Raw genomic sequence first — 14,466 nt, forward strand, 5'->3', positions numbered from 1 at the left:
ACCTGTGACCCCCTGCTTGTAAGGCAGGTGCTCTCCCAGCTGAGCTATGCTTCCAGACTACATTATCTATATTATCATCCTAATATAAGTTTGTCAACAAAATAAATAAAAAAAAATTAATTTTTTTTCAAACCACAATTAACCTTAATAAAATAAATTTTATATTAACTATAAGTATTCATTTTTATAAACTTTATAATTAATAATTTAAAATAGTTATTTTTGTAGTAATGCTTCAAAGTTATTATAAAACTTATATTTTTAACTACAAAAACAAAAGTAGCCTATTTATTCAATAGACTACTTACTTTGGAGGCGACACCCAGATTTGAACTGGGGAGTAAAGGTTTTGCAGACCTCTGCCTTACCACTTGGCTATGTCGCCATATGTTAATAAAGATGGTGCCTCGAGCCGGAATCGAACCAGCGACACGGGGATTTTCAGTCCCCTGCTCTACCGACTGAGCTATCGAGGCAAATAGTAATCAAAATGGCGACCCAGAAGGGGCTCGAACCCTCGACCTCTGGCGTGACAGGCCAGCACTCTAACCAACTGAGCTACTGGGCCATTTTGGTGGAAACAACAGGGATCGAACCTGTGACCCCCTGCTTGTAAGGCAGGTGCTCTCCCAGCTGAGCTATGCTTCCATAATTACTTTTATCTTCATATGTATTTTGTTGTTAGCAGGTAACTTCGCCCTGCCGACATATATTATAATACATTAAACATTTATGCTTGTCAACACTTTTCAATAAAAAGTTTCCAAACTAATTTTTCATTAAAAAATGCATAGTAATAAATAGACTTCTAATTTATTACTATGCACTTTAACATAATTTATAACTTAGCTTCTTTTATAAGTTCATCTATATCATCTGATGTAAATTTATATTCTTTTTCACAGAAATGACATTCTACATTAATACTCTCTTCTTCTTCTTTAATCTTATTTAGTTCAGCTTCTCCAATTGATAGTAGGGTTTTTTCTACTCTCTCCCTTGAACAATCGCATTCATAATTAACCTCAATGGTTTCATAAATCTTAAGGTCCATATCATCAAAAAGAAGATTAATAATATCCTCTGCAGTTTTCCCCTCAGATATAAGAGTTGAAAGCGGTGGTATTTCCTCTAGTCTAAATGTAATAACATCCGCAAGCATTTCAGGGGCATCTGGCATCATTTGAATAATTAATGCTCCCGCTGACTTAATAGATGCATCTTCAGGATTTACTAAAACTCCTAAGGAAACCGCTGATGGAACTTGCTCAGAAACAGTAAAATAATAAGCAAGATCATCTCCTATTTCACCTGTATATATAGGAACTTGCCCAACATATGGTTCTCTTAATCCTAAGTCCCTAATAATATTCAAAACTCCATTTTTACCTACAGCGCCTCCTACATCTAGTTTTCCAGCCTCATTTGGAGGAAGAGTAACAGCTGGATTTGATATGTATCCCTTTACATTCCCTGTAGAGTTCGTCGCAACAAGAATATTCCCTGCTTCACCTCCACCATTCATCGAGATAGTTATTTTGTCTTTTTCTCCCTTTGACATTAATCCAAGTATGCTTCCTGCACTTAAAAGTCTCCCAAGTGCTGCACTCGCTAGTGGACTTAAATTATGTACTTGTCTTGCTTTTTCAACTATATCTGTTGTAATCGCACAAAATATTCTTACATTTCCTTCATTTGCAGTTGCTCTTACTATATATCCCATAAAAACCTCCTATTTTTTAGCTACAAAAACAACCCTTAAACTCTTTTCATCTGAAGGTTTATTTTCGTAATCATTATAAGTGTTAACTGACTTAAATCCCGCTTCATAAAGAAGCTTCTTTATATAATTTGTATCATAGGCTCTTTGATAATGAACCTCATCAAACCTTTTATAGATATTACCTTCCCTCATAAAGAAGGTAATATACATCTCCACAATATTATCCTCCACATAATTATCCCATATGTAACACAAATCATCTTCATTTAGTGTAAAACTTTTGTTTCCTATCTCATTTAGAAGCTTATAATTGCTACTTATATCAAAAACAAAGTACCCATCATCTGATAAATGTTCATATACAGATAAAAAACTATTACTTATATCTTCATCTTCGGTTAAATAATTATATCCATCACAAAATGAAAATATATAGTTAAATTTTTTGTTAAGTGAGATATCTACCATATCTCCATTAACAAAATTAACTTTATAGTTTTTAAGTCTTAACTTTTCCTCTGCAACATTAAGCATCTCCTCTGAGATATCAAGTGCTGTAACTTCTAAGCCTATTTCCTTAAGACAAAGAGTCATGTTCCCTGTGCCACAGCCAAGCTCTAAGCATTTTTTCCCTTTAATAACTTCATCATTACTTTTAAAATATCCTTCTATAAATTGCTTCCATTTATCATAATCCATTTCAATCATCTTATCATAGACCTGTGAAATGTATGTATACTGCTCATTCATCTAATCATCCCCTAAAAGATTTTACTTAAAATATTATTATCTATTTATCATGAAAAATCAACTTAGATCTAAATTGGTTACACTTGCATCCAATTGTAACCAATTCATACCTATATGAATACTTTAAATAAAAGAGCAGTTTAGGGGGAAAGTTATGTTTTATCCTCTTTTTTTAACACCATTTTTTAAGGAATGTGTTTGGGGTGGAGATAATTTAAGACAAAAACTAAATAAAGACTACTCAGGTAGTAAAATTGGAGAAAGCTTTGAAGTGTCTTGCCACAAGGATTTTTTATGTAAAATTAAAAATGGGATATTTAAAGATATTTATCTTAAAACCCTTGTAGATATATATCCAGTTGAAATTCTTGGAAAAAACATCAACTCTGATTTTTTCCCTTTAATTATAAAATTCCTTGATGCAAGTAGTAGACTTTCTGTTCAGGTTCATCCAAATGACTTTTATGCTATGAAAAAATCTTATTCTCTAGGAAAAAACGAACTTTGGTACGTTGTTTATGCAAATGAAAATAGCAAAATAGTTTTAGGATTAAAAGATAATGTTACAAAGGCAGATATTAAAAATTCTATAGAAAAAAACAATATAGAATCACTACTCAACATAGAAAATATAAGTGTTGGTGATGCTATATTTATCCCATCTGGGACTGTGCATGCACTGCTTGAAGATACAATAGTTCTAGAAGTTCAACAAAGCAGCGATATAACATATAGATTATATGACTGGGATAGAAATGAAAATGGAAAGAGACGAGAACTTCATATTGATGATGCTTTAAATGTTATAGACATTTCATCTAGGGGAAAAATAATTAGATCTTCCGAGTATATAGATGAAGACTTTTATAATCTCCTAGATATTAAAGACTTTACTGTTGATTATCTAAAAATTAAAAATTCACTTATCTCAAGTCCAGACCTTAGAAGTTTTCATATATACACATGTGTTGATGGAAATGGAAGAATAATATATAAAAACCAAAGCCAAAGCATATCAAGAGGAAATAGCATACTTATTCCTGCATCATTAGGTGAGTATGAAATTAGAGGGAATTTGGAAGTTATAAAAATATATGTAAAGTAGTATTAACCCCCACTAAAGATAAATCCTCAGTGGGGGTTGTCATTAATGGATTAGCTACTATATTTAATGCTTATCCCTTTAACATGTTTATAAACTTTTCTTTTTTACTTATTAATTTAAATAAGGGATAGGCAATTATCGTCATTATTATGAATTCACTTATCATAATTGGTATTACAGTTGCAATAAAAGGTAGCTTTTGAAGAAGGTAGAGTTCAAGACCAACTATAAGTGGTATAAATAAACTTGGCCAAAGTGAAGCTCTAAATAGATTTTTAGACCTAGCAATAAATATTACACTTAGTGCTGTAGATAGTGTTCCAAATACTACATCATATATTCCTAGTGGACTAAATAGATTAGCTATAGCACAGCCTATTACTAGAGATACTCCATATAATGGATTTATAAAAGCTAAGAGGTTTAAAACTTCCGAAATTCTAAATTGAATAGCTCCATATCCAATAGGAGCAACTGCTATAGTTAGTACTACATAAAGTGCTGCAACTATCCCTACCTTTGTTATCTGCTTTGTAGTTAATTTTGATATTTTCATTTATTCTCCTCCTGTTTTATTGTTTATTGAGCTGGTTCACCAGGCACAGCTCACCTTGTTAATATTTTTATAGAAAACATACAGATGGATTATATCATAAATTAACACAGATTATGTCATATTCAGTATTTTTGAAATATTACTTATTCCACTTTCTACCTTCTAATTTATTACGCTTAGTCATAATTCCACCTATTTTTCCTGCTTCACTTGAAGTTAGTCCATCCCAACCAACCTCTTTCACTTTATCTAAAAGCCCCAGTTCTTCAGCAATTTCATATTTTATTTTCTCTCTTTCCTTCATTTCTTCTGTTAATTCTTTATTAGACATGATTTTTGCTTTAACCTTTTTCTTAAATGGTGTAGCCATATAAAAGCCTCCTTAAGAATATTTAAGTTTATTTTACCCCTATAAAAATTTCCTATTCTATTTTTTTTACATAACTAATATGCAAGTTATTAATTGTAATCATTCAAATTAACAATAATTCTTATTAAGAAATTATTTATGTTATCTTTTTATCAAAAGCAATATTAATAAAGATTTCACAAAACATTTTTCATTACAAATAGTATAATTTGCAATATTGTGTTATAATAGCCTTCATAAAGGTATAAGATATAACGCTTCAAGGAGGTACAATTATGGGAGTTAAATTAGCACTTGTAGGGGCAACTGGTATGGTTGGAAGAACTTTTCTAACTGTATTAAAGGAAAGAAATTTCCCAATTGACGAATTATATTTATTCTCATCAGCAAAATCAGCTGGTGAAAAGGTTGAATTCAATGGTAAGGAATATACTGTTGAAGAACTTACTGAAACTTCATTTGATAGAGGTATAGACATTGCACTATTCTCAGCTGGTGGAGATGTTAGTAAGAAGTTTGCACCTATTGCAGCATCAAAGGGATGTACTGTAGTAGATAATAGTAGTGCATGGAGAATGGACAAGGAAGTTCCACTTGTTGTTCCAGAAGTTAATGCTGAAGATATTAAATGGAATAAGGGTATTATAGCAAACCCTAACTGTTCAACTATTCAAGCTATGGTTGCACTTAAGCCACTTGATAATAAGTACAAAATTAAAAGAGTTATATACTCAACTTACCAAGCAGTAGCTGGTGCTGGAGTTGCAGGATATGCAGATCTTGAAGAAGGTTCACTTAATGGGGCTGCTCCTAAGAAGTTCCAACATCAAATAGCATATAACCTAATTCCACATATTGATGTATTTATGGAAAATGGCTATACAAAGGAAGAAACTAAGATGATTGAAGAAACTAAGAAGATTCTTCATAGAGATGATATTAAGGTAACTGCTACAACAGTTAGAGTTCCTGTATACTATGGACACAGCGAATCTATTAATATCGAACTTGAAAACGAATTTGATGTTAATGAAGTTCGTGATCTTCTAGCTTCATCAGATGGAATCGTTGTTATGGATGATCCATCAAAAAATGAATACCCAATGCCTGCTCTACTAGCTGGTCGTGATGAAGTTTTCGTTGGAAGAATCAGAAGAGACGAATCAGTAGATAACGGAATTAACATGTGGGTTGTTGCTGACAACATAAGAAAAGGTGCTGCAACAAATGCTGTTCAAATAGCTGAACTACTTGTTAAATAATTAAAATTATTAATAATATTTATGGCACGCAAAGTGCGTGCCATATTTTAGCTTTTTTATTTTATTTTTATATCCATATTAATTGGATAGTGAATCCTTCTAAAATTTTTTTCTATTTATTGAAGCGATTCATTCTTATGTTAAATTGCAAAAATCTCTCTATATGCATATAATGAAAATAAGTTTGAAATGAAAGGATGAATGTTCATGAGTATTTTTACTGGTTCAGGAGTTGCAATCGTTACACCATTTAACGAAACTGGAGTGGACTTTAAAAAATTAGAAGAACTTTTAAATTGGCATATAGAGAAAGGTACAGACGCTATTGTTGTTTGTGGAACAACTGGAGAAGCATCAACAATGTCAGAAACCGAAAGAAAAGAAACTATTAAATTCACAGTAGATGTAGTTAAGGGAAGAATCCCTGTTATTGCAGGAACAGGAAGTAATAATACAGCTACTTCAGTAGAAATGAGTAAATGGGCGGAAAGTATTGGTGTTGACGGTTTACTTGTAATTACGCCATACTACAATAAAACTACTCAAGCAGGATGTATAAAGCACTTCGAAGCTGTAGCTACGAATGTTAATATTCCTATAATAGTATATAATGTTCCATCTAGAACAGGCCTTAACATTCAACCTAGCACTTTAGTAGAAATAGCTAAATTACCTAATATACTTGCTATAAAGGAAGCTAGTGGGGATATTAGCCAAATAGCAGAAATTGCTCGTGTTTGTCCTAACCTAGATATATACTCAGGAAATGATGATCAAATAGTTCCTATAATGTCACTTGGTGGTAAGGGTGTTATTTCCGTTGTTGCAAATATACTCCCAACTGAAACACATGATATATGTGCAAAATATCTTTCAGGTGACACTAAGGCAGCTCTTGCACTTCAACTTGAGATGCTACCTCTAATAAATTCATTATTCATAGAGTGTAATCCTATACCTGTTAAAGCGGCTCTTAATATACTAGGTAAAAATGTAGGCTCTTTAAGACTTCCATTAGTAGACATGTCAGATAGTGGCAAGGAAATTCTACTAAAGGCTATTAAAGACTACGGACTAAATGCATAGAGGTGAAACGATGAAAATTCTTTTATTTGGATGTAACGGAAGAGTTGGCCAAGTACTAACTCGTATTATAGATGAATCAAATGATATGGAAACTGTTTGCGGTGTAGATAGAAATCCTGAAAAGGCATCTAATAACTACCCTGTTTACACTTCTTTAAAGGATGTAAAGGAAAATGTTGATGTTGTTATTGACTTTTCAAACCATAGTTGCTTAAGTGGATTATTAGAATTCGGAAAATCTACTAAAACTCCACTTGTAATATGTACTACTGGCTTTACAGATGAAGAAAAGGAAGCTATGAAGGAAGCATCTTGTGACTTCCCTATACTTCACTCTGGTAACATGTCAGTTGGTATAAACCTTTTACTATCTCTTGTAAAGAAGGCTGCAAATGTTTTATATCCTAACTTTGATATAGAAGTTATAGAAAAACACCATAATCAAAAATTAGATTCTCCAAGTGGTACTGCTTTAATGATAGCAGATGCTATGAAGGAAGAACTTGATGACGATATAAAATATGTTCATGGAAGAGAAACAAAAACAGAAAAAAGAACTCAAACTGAAATAGGTATTCATGCTGTAAGAGCTGGTGGAATCTATGGTGAACACACTGCTCTATTTGCTAGCAACAATGAAATTGTGGAAGTTAAGCATACTGCCCTAACACGTGATGTTTTTGCAGATGGTGCTATAAAAGCTGCTAAGTTCCTAGTTACAAAAACAAATGGATACTATTCCATGAGTGATGTTATTAAATAATCATATTCATATTTTAAAAATTAGTTATCTTGCCCCTCTTTTTTAAGTGGGGCTTTCTTAAAATTGGAGGCTATTATGGATAATTTTATAAATAAAAGAGTTCAGGATATTGAAATATCCGGTATCAGAAAATTTTATAATTTAGTTCTTAAGTATTCTGATGCAATTTCCCTAACTATTGGTCAACCTGACTTTGATACACCACTTCATGTAAAGGAAGCTGCAAAACTTGCCCTTGACAATGGAAAAACAACATATACACATAATGCAGGTCTTATGGAACTTAGAGAGGCTGCTTGCAGCTTTGTTAAGACAAAGTATTCACTAAACTATGATCCAAACACTGAAGTTATAACAACTAACGGAGCAAGTGAAGCGATAGATACTGCGCTTAGAGGGATATTAGAAGAAGGATGTGAAGTTATAATTCCATCACCTGCTTATCCTGGATATGAACCTGTAGTTAAGCTTATGGGCGCAGTTCCTATTTATATAGATACTACTAAAACAGGCTTCAAATTAACTGCAGATGATTTAAAGAAAGCGATTACAGAAAAAACAAGATGCATAATACTTCCATATCCTTCCAATCCTACAGGGTGTACTATGTCAGCTGAGGAAATCAAAGATATAGCTGAAGTATTACGTGATAATGATATATTTGTGTTATCAGATGAGATATATAGTGAACTTTCCTTTGATGGAAAGCATATATCTATAGCAACTATAGATTATATGAGAGAAAAAACTATAGTTATTAATGGTCTTTCCAAGTCTCACTCAATGACAGGTTTTAGAATTGGATTCATTTTTGCTCCTGAATATATATGTAAACACCTTATTAAGGTTCATCAATACAATGCTACTTGTGCATCAACAATCAGTCAATATGCTGCTATAGAGGCATTAACAAAGGGAATTGATGATGCAATATATATGAAGGAAGAATACATTAAAAGACGTGATTATGTCTATAATAGATTAGTGTCTATGGGGTTTGATGTTGAAATGCCAAGTGGGGCCTTCTATATATTCCCATCTATTAAAAAGTTCTCAGATATCTCCTTCGACTTTGCTCTAGACCTACTTGAAAAAGAAAAGGTAGCAGTTGTACCAAGTACTGCTTTCTCCGGGGCTATAGAAGGATATATTAGACTTTCATATGCTTATTCACCTGATACTTTAAAGGAAGCATTAGACAGAATAGAGAGATACATAAAGTCTATAACAGATTAATTGACAAATATATATTGTAATGCTATATTAATAAAAAATTACAAAATTTTATAATTATAAGGAGGATATACTATGGACATAAGAAGAGATTACGATCTAACTAATCCATACGAAATAGCGAGATTTATAAAAGAAAGTAAAAAGGCAACACCTGTTAAGGCATATGTTGACGGAGACCTTAAGGGAGTTTCAAATAATGAAATAGAAATATACGGAGAAGGTAGCTTCTATGTAATATTCGGAGAAAGTGATAAGGTTAATGATTTCTTAACTGAAAATAAAGATAAAATAAATAAGTTTAGAATAGAATGGGACAGAAGAAATTCTGCTATTCCACTAATGGATACTAGAAATGTTAACGCTAGAATTGAACCAGGTTCAATTTTAAGAGAAGGTGTTCATATAGCTGATACTGCTGTTATAATGATGGGTGCGGTTATTAACATTGGTGCTGAAATCGGTGAAGGTACTATGATTGATATGAACGCTGTACTTGGTGCTAGAGCTAAGGTTGGTAAAAACTCACATGTTGGAGCAGGTGCTGTTGTTGCTGGAGTACTTGAACCACCTTCAAAGGACCCAGTTATGATTGGTGATAACGTACTAATAGGTGCTAATGCAGTTGTACTTGAAGGAGTTAAAATCGGTGACGGTGCTGTAGTTGCCGCTGGATCAGTTGTAACAACTGACGTTGAAGCAGGAGTTGTTGTTGCTGGAACACCTGCAAAGGTTATTAAATCAGTTGATGATAAAACAAAGAATAAGACTCAACTTCTTGATGATCTTAGAAAATAATTACTTAATAAAGGCTGTTGATATAGATCAACAGCCTTTTATATTATAACTATTTAGTTACTTCTGCAGACACCTCTTCAAGGGCTACATTTGGATCGTACTCCTCTGACCCATCACCAAATCTGCATTCTTCACAGTAAGATGTTGATGATGCATTAAGCTCATACACATTACTTTCATTGTTATCAGCTTCTTCTTCATCTGATACACTTTCCATTTTAGTAATGGAAACCTCGTATGCTACTCTACTTAATGTTACATCCTCAGATACCTTCTTTTCATACTCTCTACTTTGTATTCTACCCCATATTCTAATATGAGAGCCTATTTCTAGAGTACTTGAGAATCTTGCATTTCTACCCCATGCTATAACTGGTATATAATCTGACTTATTGTATGGTCTATTTGCTGCTACTAGTATATCAGTTATTTCTCTTCCAAAAGGAGTTGTTCTATAAACTGGTGACTTACAAATGAAACCATCAATAAAAATTTGGTTTGGAGTTTTTGATATTTCTGAAATTGGATTAATATCCCTTGCAAAAATAGTTAGTATAAGACGGTTGTTACCATCTACGATTTTGTTATATGAACGAAGTTGTCCAACTATACCAACTGAGCTCCCTACCTTAATATCCATTATAGAAATAAGTCTTTCTGATACTGTAACAGGAAGAATGTCTACTGCCTCACTAAGTCTTGGCACTTCAATTTTAAGTATGTAAAATCCTTCACCATACATTTGGTGGCTAAACTCAACTTCGGAAATAACCTTCCCCTCAATATAAACTTTATTAGTAACTAAAAGATTGTCTGTCATTTTCCCATCCCTCTCCTTCGTGTTCTTAAACTTAAAAAATAATCTTAAGATATTAATATTAAAGTTTAGTGTAAATTATGTATATTTTTTTAAAATTTATATCCAAGAACCAATAAGCAAGTTAAAACAGCAAGATAGCCATTTAAGTCAACAATTTCCCCCTTAACTTTTATCGGACTTTCAAATGGCTCAATAACATCTTTATCGATTGTTAATATAGCCCTTTGAAGACAGTAACTAAATTCTAATCTTTCTATATCATTAACACTAGATGCTGTAACTGAACACTTACCATTTAAACCATATGTAATAGGATATAAATTATTACATTTAAAATTGATCTTATCAGTATAATCTGAGTTAAAAATAAAGTATCCATTGTCTCTAATACTAAGAACGCTACTTTGAAGTACACTTATGGAACTATCATTACTATCTAGTAACCCTTCTAGAACAATATCAAACCTTATTTTTTCATATATACTTCCCTTAATATCAGCACTATTTATATCAAAAATTAAAAAGTCCACATTCTCCTTATATCTGTTAAAACTGGTACTATCTACTTGTTCTATGACTACTACTCTTTTTCCTCTTTCTATTAGATAATTAAATAATAATTTTATTAAACTTCTCTTTTCCTTACTACCAAATACTCCTATAGTAATCATTTATAACACCTCATAAAAGTTTTTATTAATACTTATTCCCTTTTATTACTAAATTTATTCTATTTTACAATATACTAATTTAAATTCAATTTAATATTTTAATTATCCATACAAAAAAGCACCTTAAATTTTTTATTAAGGTACCCTTTTATATACTATTTCACTTCCCTTTGTCTTCCAGTATGATCAATATAATAATTATCCTTATATATTAAATCTGAAACTTTTAAAAACTTATATCCCCTTGTTTTTAATTCTTTTATAGCTATTTCCATAGCTCCTGCTGTTTTTTGAGAATTATTGTGAAAAAGTAATATAGATCCATTTGCAACTTGCTTTAGTATTATGTCTGTAATTTCCTTCTCACTTTTGCTACCCCAGTCAAGGGAATCAACATCCCAAAGTACAGAGTAATATCCAAGGTCAGTAATAGTTTTTATAACATCTTCATTATAATCACCAAATGGAGGTCTAAATAGCTTACTACTACTTCCTGTAATACTTTCTATTTTCTTATCTCCATCTTCTATTTCACTTTTTATTTGTTCCTTTGTTATCTTTGTGAAATGTGGATATGTTAGTGAATTATTTCCTACTTCATGACCAGATTTGTGTATTTTCTTTAAACTATCAGGATATCTATCTATCCAGCTACCCATTGCAAAAAAACTAGCTTCTACCTTTTCCCCCTTAAGTAATTCTAATATTTCATCTGTAAACTGTTTCCCAAATCCAGTATTCACTGTTATAGCTACTACCTTCTCTTCTTTTTCTACACTATGTATAGGTATTGTTTTTTTATTTTTCAAAACATTATTGAAAACCTTAAATCCCTTCCCAGTTGAATAGTAAACAGATACTCCTACTATACATAATATTAATAGGATGTTTATACCCCATTTGTACAAATACTTCTTTTTTCTCAATACAAACCTCCTAAATTACTTATAATATTAATCTATTAATAAAAAATTTATTTAATTACTAAAAAAGGATTTTTATATAATTACTCGTATGTATATGTGTATAAATACTACAAAATTAACCTATACTACTATATGTTTTGCTTTAAAGCATTAAAATCACTTGATAGGTTTTATACATTATTGTTATAATCTATATAAAGTTAATATTATCTATTTTAACTTCTTTATAGATATCTTTAGCTTTATAATGAGGTCCTTTCAAGCTAGATACTACACATAGTATATTTTGAAAGAGTAAATATTTTTTAGGAGGCTATTATGTTTAAAGATACTTCTGAATTAGCTGAAAATAAGCTTTTGCTTTTATATATACTTAGTAAATTACAGGAACCAACATCTAATACTCACATAACTCATGTTGTACTTGAGAATAATTTAATAAATTATTTTTCCCTTCAACAATATTTATCTGAGTTAATAGATAATGGCTTCATTAGTGACTCTAAGGAAGATAAAACTCATAAGCTTACATTAACTGAACCTGGTAGAAATACTTTAGAATTTTTTATAAATCGAATCCCTATAGATAAGATTAGCCTAATAGATAAGTATATTGAATCCTCAGATTATAACAAGAAAAATGTTCAAGATGTATCAGCATCATTTGAGAAGCGAGAATCAGATACTCTTGTTATTTTAAAAATAAAAGGTAAGGATTCCGATGTAATGTCATTAAATATATCAGTAGATGATGAGGATGATGCGACAAAAATTTGCGATACTTGGAGGGAAAAGGGCCCTGATTTATATGAGGATATACTATCTCTACTTAAAGAAAAATAATTACTAAAACAATAGTAATTATTTCAACCTTAACTTCCTCATAATATATTTCATTTGCATGTTTATGGAAATATTAAATCTTAGAAGACTTCTTCTAAGATTCATAATAAATATTCTAAATACACTGTATCTCATATTACCACTCCTTTTATATATTATATTTAAGGTTTGGGGAAAGTGTTCAATCGGTAATATATAAAATTATATACATAAAAACCTACAGAAAATTTTCTGTAGGTTTTTTTAGTAAAACTTCTTTTTATATTATAGTCCAAGCTTTTCTTTAAGATAAGTTCTAACCTCACCTATCATATATAAGGATCCGCAGAATACAAGCATCTCTTCTTCACTTCTTGTAGCAAGTGCCATATCAACAGCTTCATTAATATCCTTTGCCGCCTTTGCATCCTTGCCCTTACCTTTAATTATGTCACATAACTCCTCTGATGTTAGTGCTCTATCATTGTTTGGTGTAACTGTTATAAAGTTATCTCCTATACTTAATAAATCAGCTATCATCTTATTGTAATCCTTATCTGAAAGCATTCCACAGGTTATCTTAATCTTTTTACCAGGGAAATACTTATTAATAGAATCTACCAATGCTTCAATACCTTGAACATTATGTCCTCCATCAAGAACAATTATAGGATCCTTTGTAAGCACTTCAAATCTAGCTGGCCATCTTGCCTCTCCTAGACCTTCATATATAGATTCCTTTGATATTTCATATCCAAGGTCACGAAGAGCCTCTATAGCTAGAATTGCTGTTTTAGTGTTCATAACTTGGTGATGACCAAGCATTGCTATTTTTATTCCCTTATAATCAATAGAACCACTTAGATTATATTCTGTGCCATCAACATTTTCAGCAACTATTTCATGTGCTACATCCTCTACCTTGTAGATTTTAGCATTCATTTCTGATGCAATATCTAAAATTACCTTTTCAGCAGATGCTTCCTGTGGATAAAGCACAAGTGGCTTATCCTTTTTAATAATACCTGCTTTTTCATATGCTATTTTAGCTATATCATCTCCAAGTACATTAACATGGTCAAGACTTATCGTAGTTAATACTTCAAGAACTGGGTCTACAACATTTGTAGCATCGAATCTTCCACCAAGGCCTACTTCAAGTACTACAAAATCAACATTTTGTTCCTCAAAATATTTAAATGCAACCGCTGTTATAACTTCGAATTCTGTTGGATGGTCTAAGCCTTCCTTAACAAGAGTTTCTACGTGAGGTACAATTTCAGTTACAAGCCTTGCAACTTCGCTCTCTGGTATTTCTTCCTTATTAACTCTAATTCTTTCTGTAAATCTTTCAATATAAGGAGATGTGTATACACCAACTCTATATCCTGCATTTTCAAGAATCTTAGATATAAATGTAGTTGTAGAACCTTTACCATTTGTTCCACCTACATGAATAACCTTTAGCTTCTTCTCTGGACTTCCAAGAATCTCACAAAATCTTTCTATTCTTTTCATTCCAAGGTTTATACCAAACTTTCCTATGCTTTCAACATATTTAAGTGCTTCGTTGTAATTCAT

At 31.6% G+C, this 14,466-nt stretch carries 15 protein-coding genes and 4 tRNA genes; 7 read left to right on the forward strand and 12 right to left on the reverse strand.

Annotated elements, in window-relative coordinates:
- Positions 1-310 precede the first annotated feature (310 nt).
- From CLCY_RS03125 to CLCY_RS03150, 6 genes are all read right to left on the reverse strand, one after another.
- Positions 311-385, reverse strand: a tRNA-Cys gene (locus CLCY_RS03125).
- A 15-nt stretch (positions 386-400) separates the two neighbouring features.
- A tRNA-Phe gene (locus tag CLCY_RS03130) sits at positions 401-476 on the reverse strand.
- A 15-nt stretch (positions 477-491) separates the two neighbouring features.
- Positions 492-568, reverse strand: a tRNA-Asp gene (locus CLCY_RS03135).
- Positions 569-572: 4 nt separating this feature from the next.
- Positions 573-648 (reverse strand) — tRNA-Val (locus CLCY_RS03140).
- Between the two features lie 190 nt (positions 649-838).
- A complete protein-coding gene (hslO, locus tag CLCY_RS03145) occupies positions 839-1,723 on the reverse strand; it encodes an Hsp33 family molecular chaperone HslO (RefSeq protein WP_048569691.1) in 885 nt (294 codons plus the stop codon).
- A 9-nt stretch (positions 1,724-1,732) separates the two neighbouring features.
- Positions 1,733-2,473, reverse strand: coding sequence for a class I SAM-dependent DNA methyltransferase (locus tag CLCY_RS03150; protein WP_048569692.1), 741 nt, complete (start codon positions 2,471-2,473; stop codon positions 1,733-1,735).
- Between the two features lie 154 nt (positions 2,474-2,627).
- Between CLCY_RS03150 and CLCY_RS03155 the strand changes: the two genes are divergently transcribed.
- A complete protein-coding gene (locus CLCY_RS03155) occupies positions 2,628-3,578 on the forward strand; it encodes a type I phosphomannose isomerase catalytic subunit (RefSeq protein WP_048569693.1) in 951 nt (316 codons plus the stop codon).
- Between the two features lie 70 nt (positions 3,579-3,648).
- Here the strand turns inward: CLCY_RS03155 and CLCY_RS03160 are convergent, their stop codons facing one another.
- On the reverse strand, positions 3,649-4,134 hold the full coding sequence (locus CLCY_RS03160; RefSeq protein ID WP_048569694.1) for a QueT transporter family protein: 486 nt from the start codon (positions 4,132-4,134) through the stop codon (positions 3,649-3,651).
- A gap of 139 nt (positions 4,135-4,273) precedes the next feature.
- The gene (locus CLCY_RS03165) at positions 4,274-4,504 is read right to left on the reverse strand and encodes an alpha/beta-type small acid-soluble spore protein (protein ID WP_048569695.1); all 231 of its coding nucleotides are present in this window, start codon (positions 4,502-4,504) and stop codon (positions 4,274-4,276) included.
- Positions 4,505-4,779: 275 nt separating this feature from the next.
- On the opposite strand from CLCY_RS03165, the gene CLCY_RS03170 reads away from it, so the two are divergent.
- From CLCY_RS03170 to dapD, 5 genes are all read left to right on the forward strand, one after another.
- On the forward strand, positions 4,780-5,766 hold the full coding sequence (locus tag CLCY_RS03170) for an aspartate-semialdehyde dehydrogenase (protein WP_048569696.1): 987 nt from the start codon (positions 4,780-4,782) through the stop codon (positions 5,764-5,766).
- Positions 5,767-5,973: 207 nt separating this feature from the next.
- On the forward strand, positions 5,974-6,852 hold the full coding sequence (gene dapA / locus CLCY_RS03175; RefSeq protein WP_048569697.1) for a 4-hydroxy-tetrahydrodipicolinate synthase: 879 nt from the start codon (positions 5,974-5,976) through the stop codon (positions 6,850-6,852).
- Positions 6,853-6,862: 10 nt separating this feature from the next.
- Positions 6,863-7,615, forward strand: a complete 753-nt coding sequence (gene dapB, locus CLCY_RS03180; protein WP_048569698.1) for a 4-hydroxy-tetrahydrodipicolinate reductase — start codon at positions 6,863-6,865, stop codon at positions 7,613-7,615.
- A gap of 75 nt (positions 7,616-7,690) precedes the next feature.
- A complete protein-coding gene (locus CLCY_RS03185; protein WP_048569699.1) occupies positions 7,691-8,851 on the forward strand; it encodes an aminotransferase A in 1,161 nt (386 codons plus the stop codon).
- 72 nt (positions 8,852-8,923) lie between these two features.
- Complete coding sequence (dapD, locus tag CLCY_RS03190; RefSeq protein WP_048569700.1) at positions 8,924-9,646, forward strand: 2,3,4,5-tetrahydropyridine-2,6-dicarboxylate N-acetyltransferase; 723 nt, start codon at positions 8,924-8,926, stop codon at positions 9,644-9,646.
- A 49-nt stretch (positions 9,647-9,695) separates the two neighbouring features.
- Here the strand turns inward: dapD and CLCY_RS03195 are convergent, their stop codons facing one another.
- The 3 genes from CLCY_RS03195 to CLCY_RS03205 all read right to left on the reverse strand — a co-directional run bounded on the left by CLCY_RS03195 (position 9,696) and on the right by CLCY_RS03205 (position 12,063).
- Entirely contained in the window at positions 9,696-10,466 is a 771-nt protein-coding gene (locus CLCY_RS03195; protein WP_082141685.1) for a single-stranded DNA-binding protein, read from the reverse strand.
- An 89-nt stretch (positions 10,467-10,555) separates the two neighbouring features.
- Positions 10,556-11,137, reverse strand: coding sequence for a hypothetical protein (locus CLCY_RS03200; RefSeq protein ID WP_048569701.1), 582 nt, complete (start codon positions 11,135-11,137; stop codon positions 10,556-10,558).
- 155 nt (positions 11,138-11,292) lie between these two features.
- A complete protein-coding gene (locus CLCY_RS03205; RefSeq protein WP_048569702.1) occupies positions 11,293-12,063 on the reverse strand; it encodes a polysaccharide deacetylase family protein in 771 nt (256 codons plus the stop codon).
- A gap of 318 nt (positions 12,064-12,381) precedes the next feature.
- On the opposite strand from CLCY_RS03205, the gene CLCY_RS03210 reads away from it, so the two are divergent.
- Entirely contained in the window at positions 12,382-12,906 is a 525-nt protein-coding gene (locus tag CLCY_RS03210; RefSeq protein WP_048569703.1) for a DUF4364 family protein, read from the forward strand.
- A gap of 264 nt (positions 12,907-13,170) precedes the next feature.
- Here CLCY_RS03210 and CLCY_RS03215 read toward each other — a convergent pair whose 3' ends face one another.
- Positions 13,171-14,466 carry a bifunctional folylpolyglutamate synthase/dihydrofolate synthase gene (locus tag CLCY_RS03215; RefSeq protein WP_048569704.1) on the reverse strand — a complete coding sequence of 432 codons (1,296 nt, stop codon included), beginning with the start codon at positions 14,464-14,466 and terminating at the stop codon, positions 13,171-13,173.

The sequence above is a fragment of the Clostridium cylindrosporum DSM 605 genome, assembly GCF_001047375.1.
GTDB classification, from domain to species: domain Bacteria; phylum Bacillota; class Clostridia; order Clostridiales; family Caloramatoraceae; genus Clostridium_AB; species Clostridium_AB cylindrosporum.

Bases quoted from the DNA above. Each gene is read 5' to 3' on its own strand.
- hslO (WP_048569691.1), bottom strand. From the start codon at position 1,723: ATGGGATATATAGTAAGAGCAACTGCAAATGAAGGAAATGTAAGAATA.
- CLCY_RS03150 (WP_048569692.1), bottom strand. From the start codon at position 2,473: ATGAATGAGCAGTATACATACATTTCACAGGTCTATGATAAGATGATT.
- CLCY_RS03155 (WP_048569693.1), top strand. From the start codon at position 2,628: ATGTTTTATCCTCTTTTTTTAACACCATTTTTTAAGGAATGTGTTTGG.
- CLCY_RS03160 (WP_048569694.1), bottom strand. From the start codon at position 4,134: ATGAAAATATCAAAATTAACTACAAAGCAGATAACAAAGGTAGGGATA.
- CLCY_RS03165 (WP_048569695.1), bottom strand. From the start codon at position 4,504: ATGGCTACACCATTTAAGAAAAAGGTTAAAGCAAAAATCATGTCTAAT.
- CLCY_RS03170 (WP_048569696.1), top strand. From the start codon at position 4,780: ATGGGAGTTAAATTAGCACTTGTAGGGGCAACTGGTATGGTTGGAAGA.
- dapA (WP_048569697.1), top strand. From the start codon at position 5,974: ATGAGTATTTTTACTGGTTCAGGAGTTGCAATCGTTACACCATTTAAC.
- dapB (WP_048569698.1), top strand. From the start codon at position 6,863: ATGAAAATTCTTTTATTTGGATGTAACGGAAGAGTTGGCCAAGTACTA.
- CLCY_RS03185 (WP_048569699.1), top strand. From the start codon at position 7,691: ATGGATAATTTTATAAATAAAAGAGTTCAGGATATTGAAATATCCGGT.
- dapD (WP_048569700.1), top strand. From the start codon at position 8,924: ATGGACATAAGAAGAGATTACGATCTAACTAATCCATACGAAATAGCG.
- CLCY_RS03195 (WP_082141685.1), bottom strand. From the start codon at position 10,466: ATGACAGACAATCTTTTAGTTACTAATAAAGTTTATATTGAGGGGAAG.
- CLCY_RS03200 (WP_048569701.1), bottom strand. From the start codon at position 11,137: ATGATTACTATAGGAGTATTTGGTAGTAAGGAAAAGAGAAGTTTAATA.
- CLCY_RS03210 (WP_048569703.1), top strand. From the start codon at position 12,382: ATGTTTAAAGATACTTCTGAATTAGCTGAAAATAAGCTTTTGCTTTTA.
- CLCY_RS03215 (WP_048569704.1), bottom strand. From the start codon at position 14,466: ATGAATTACAACGAAGCACTTAAATATGTTGAAAGCATAGGAAAGTTT.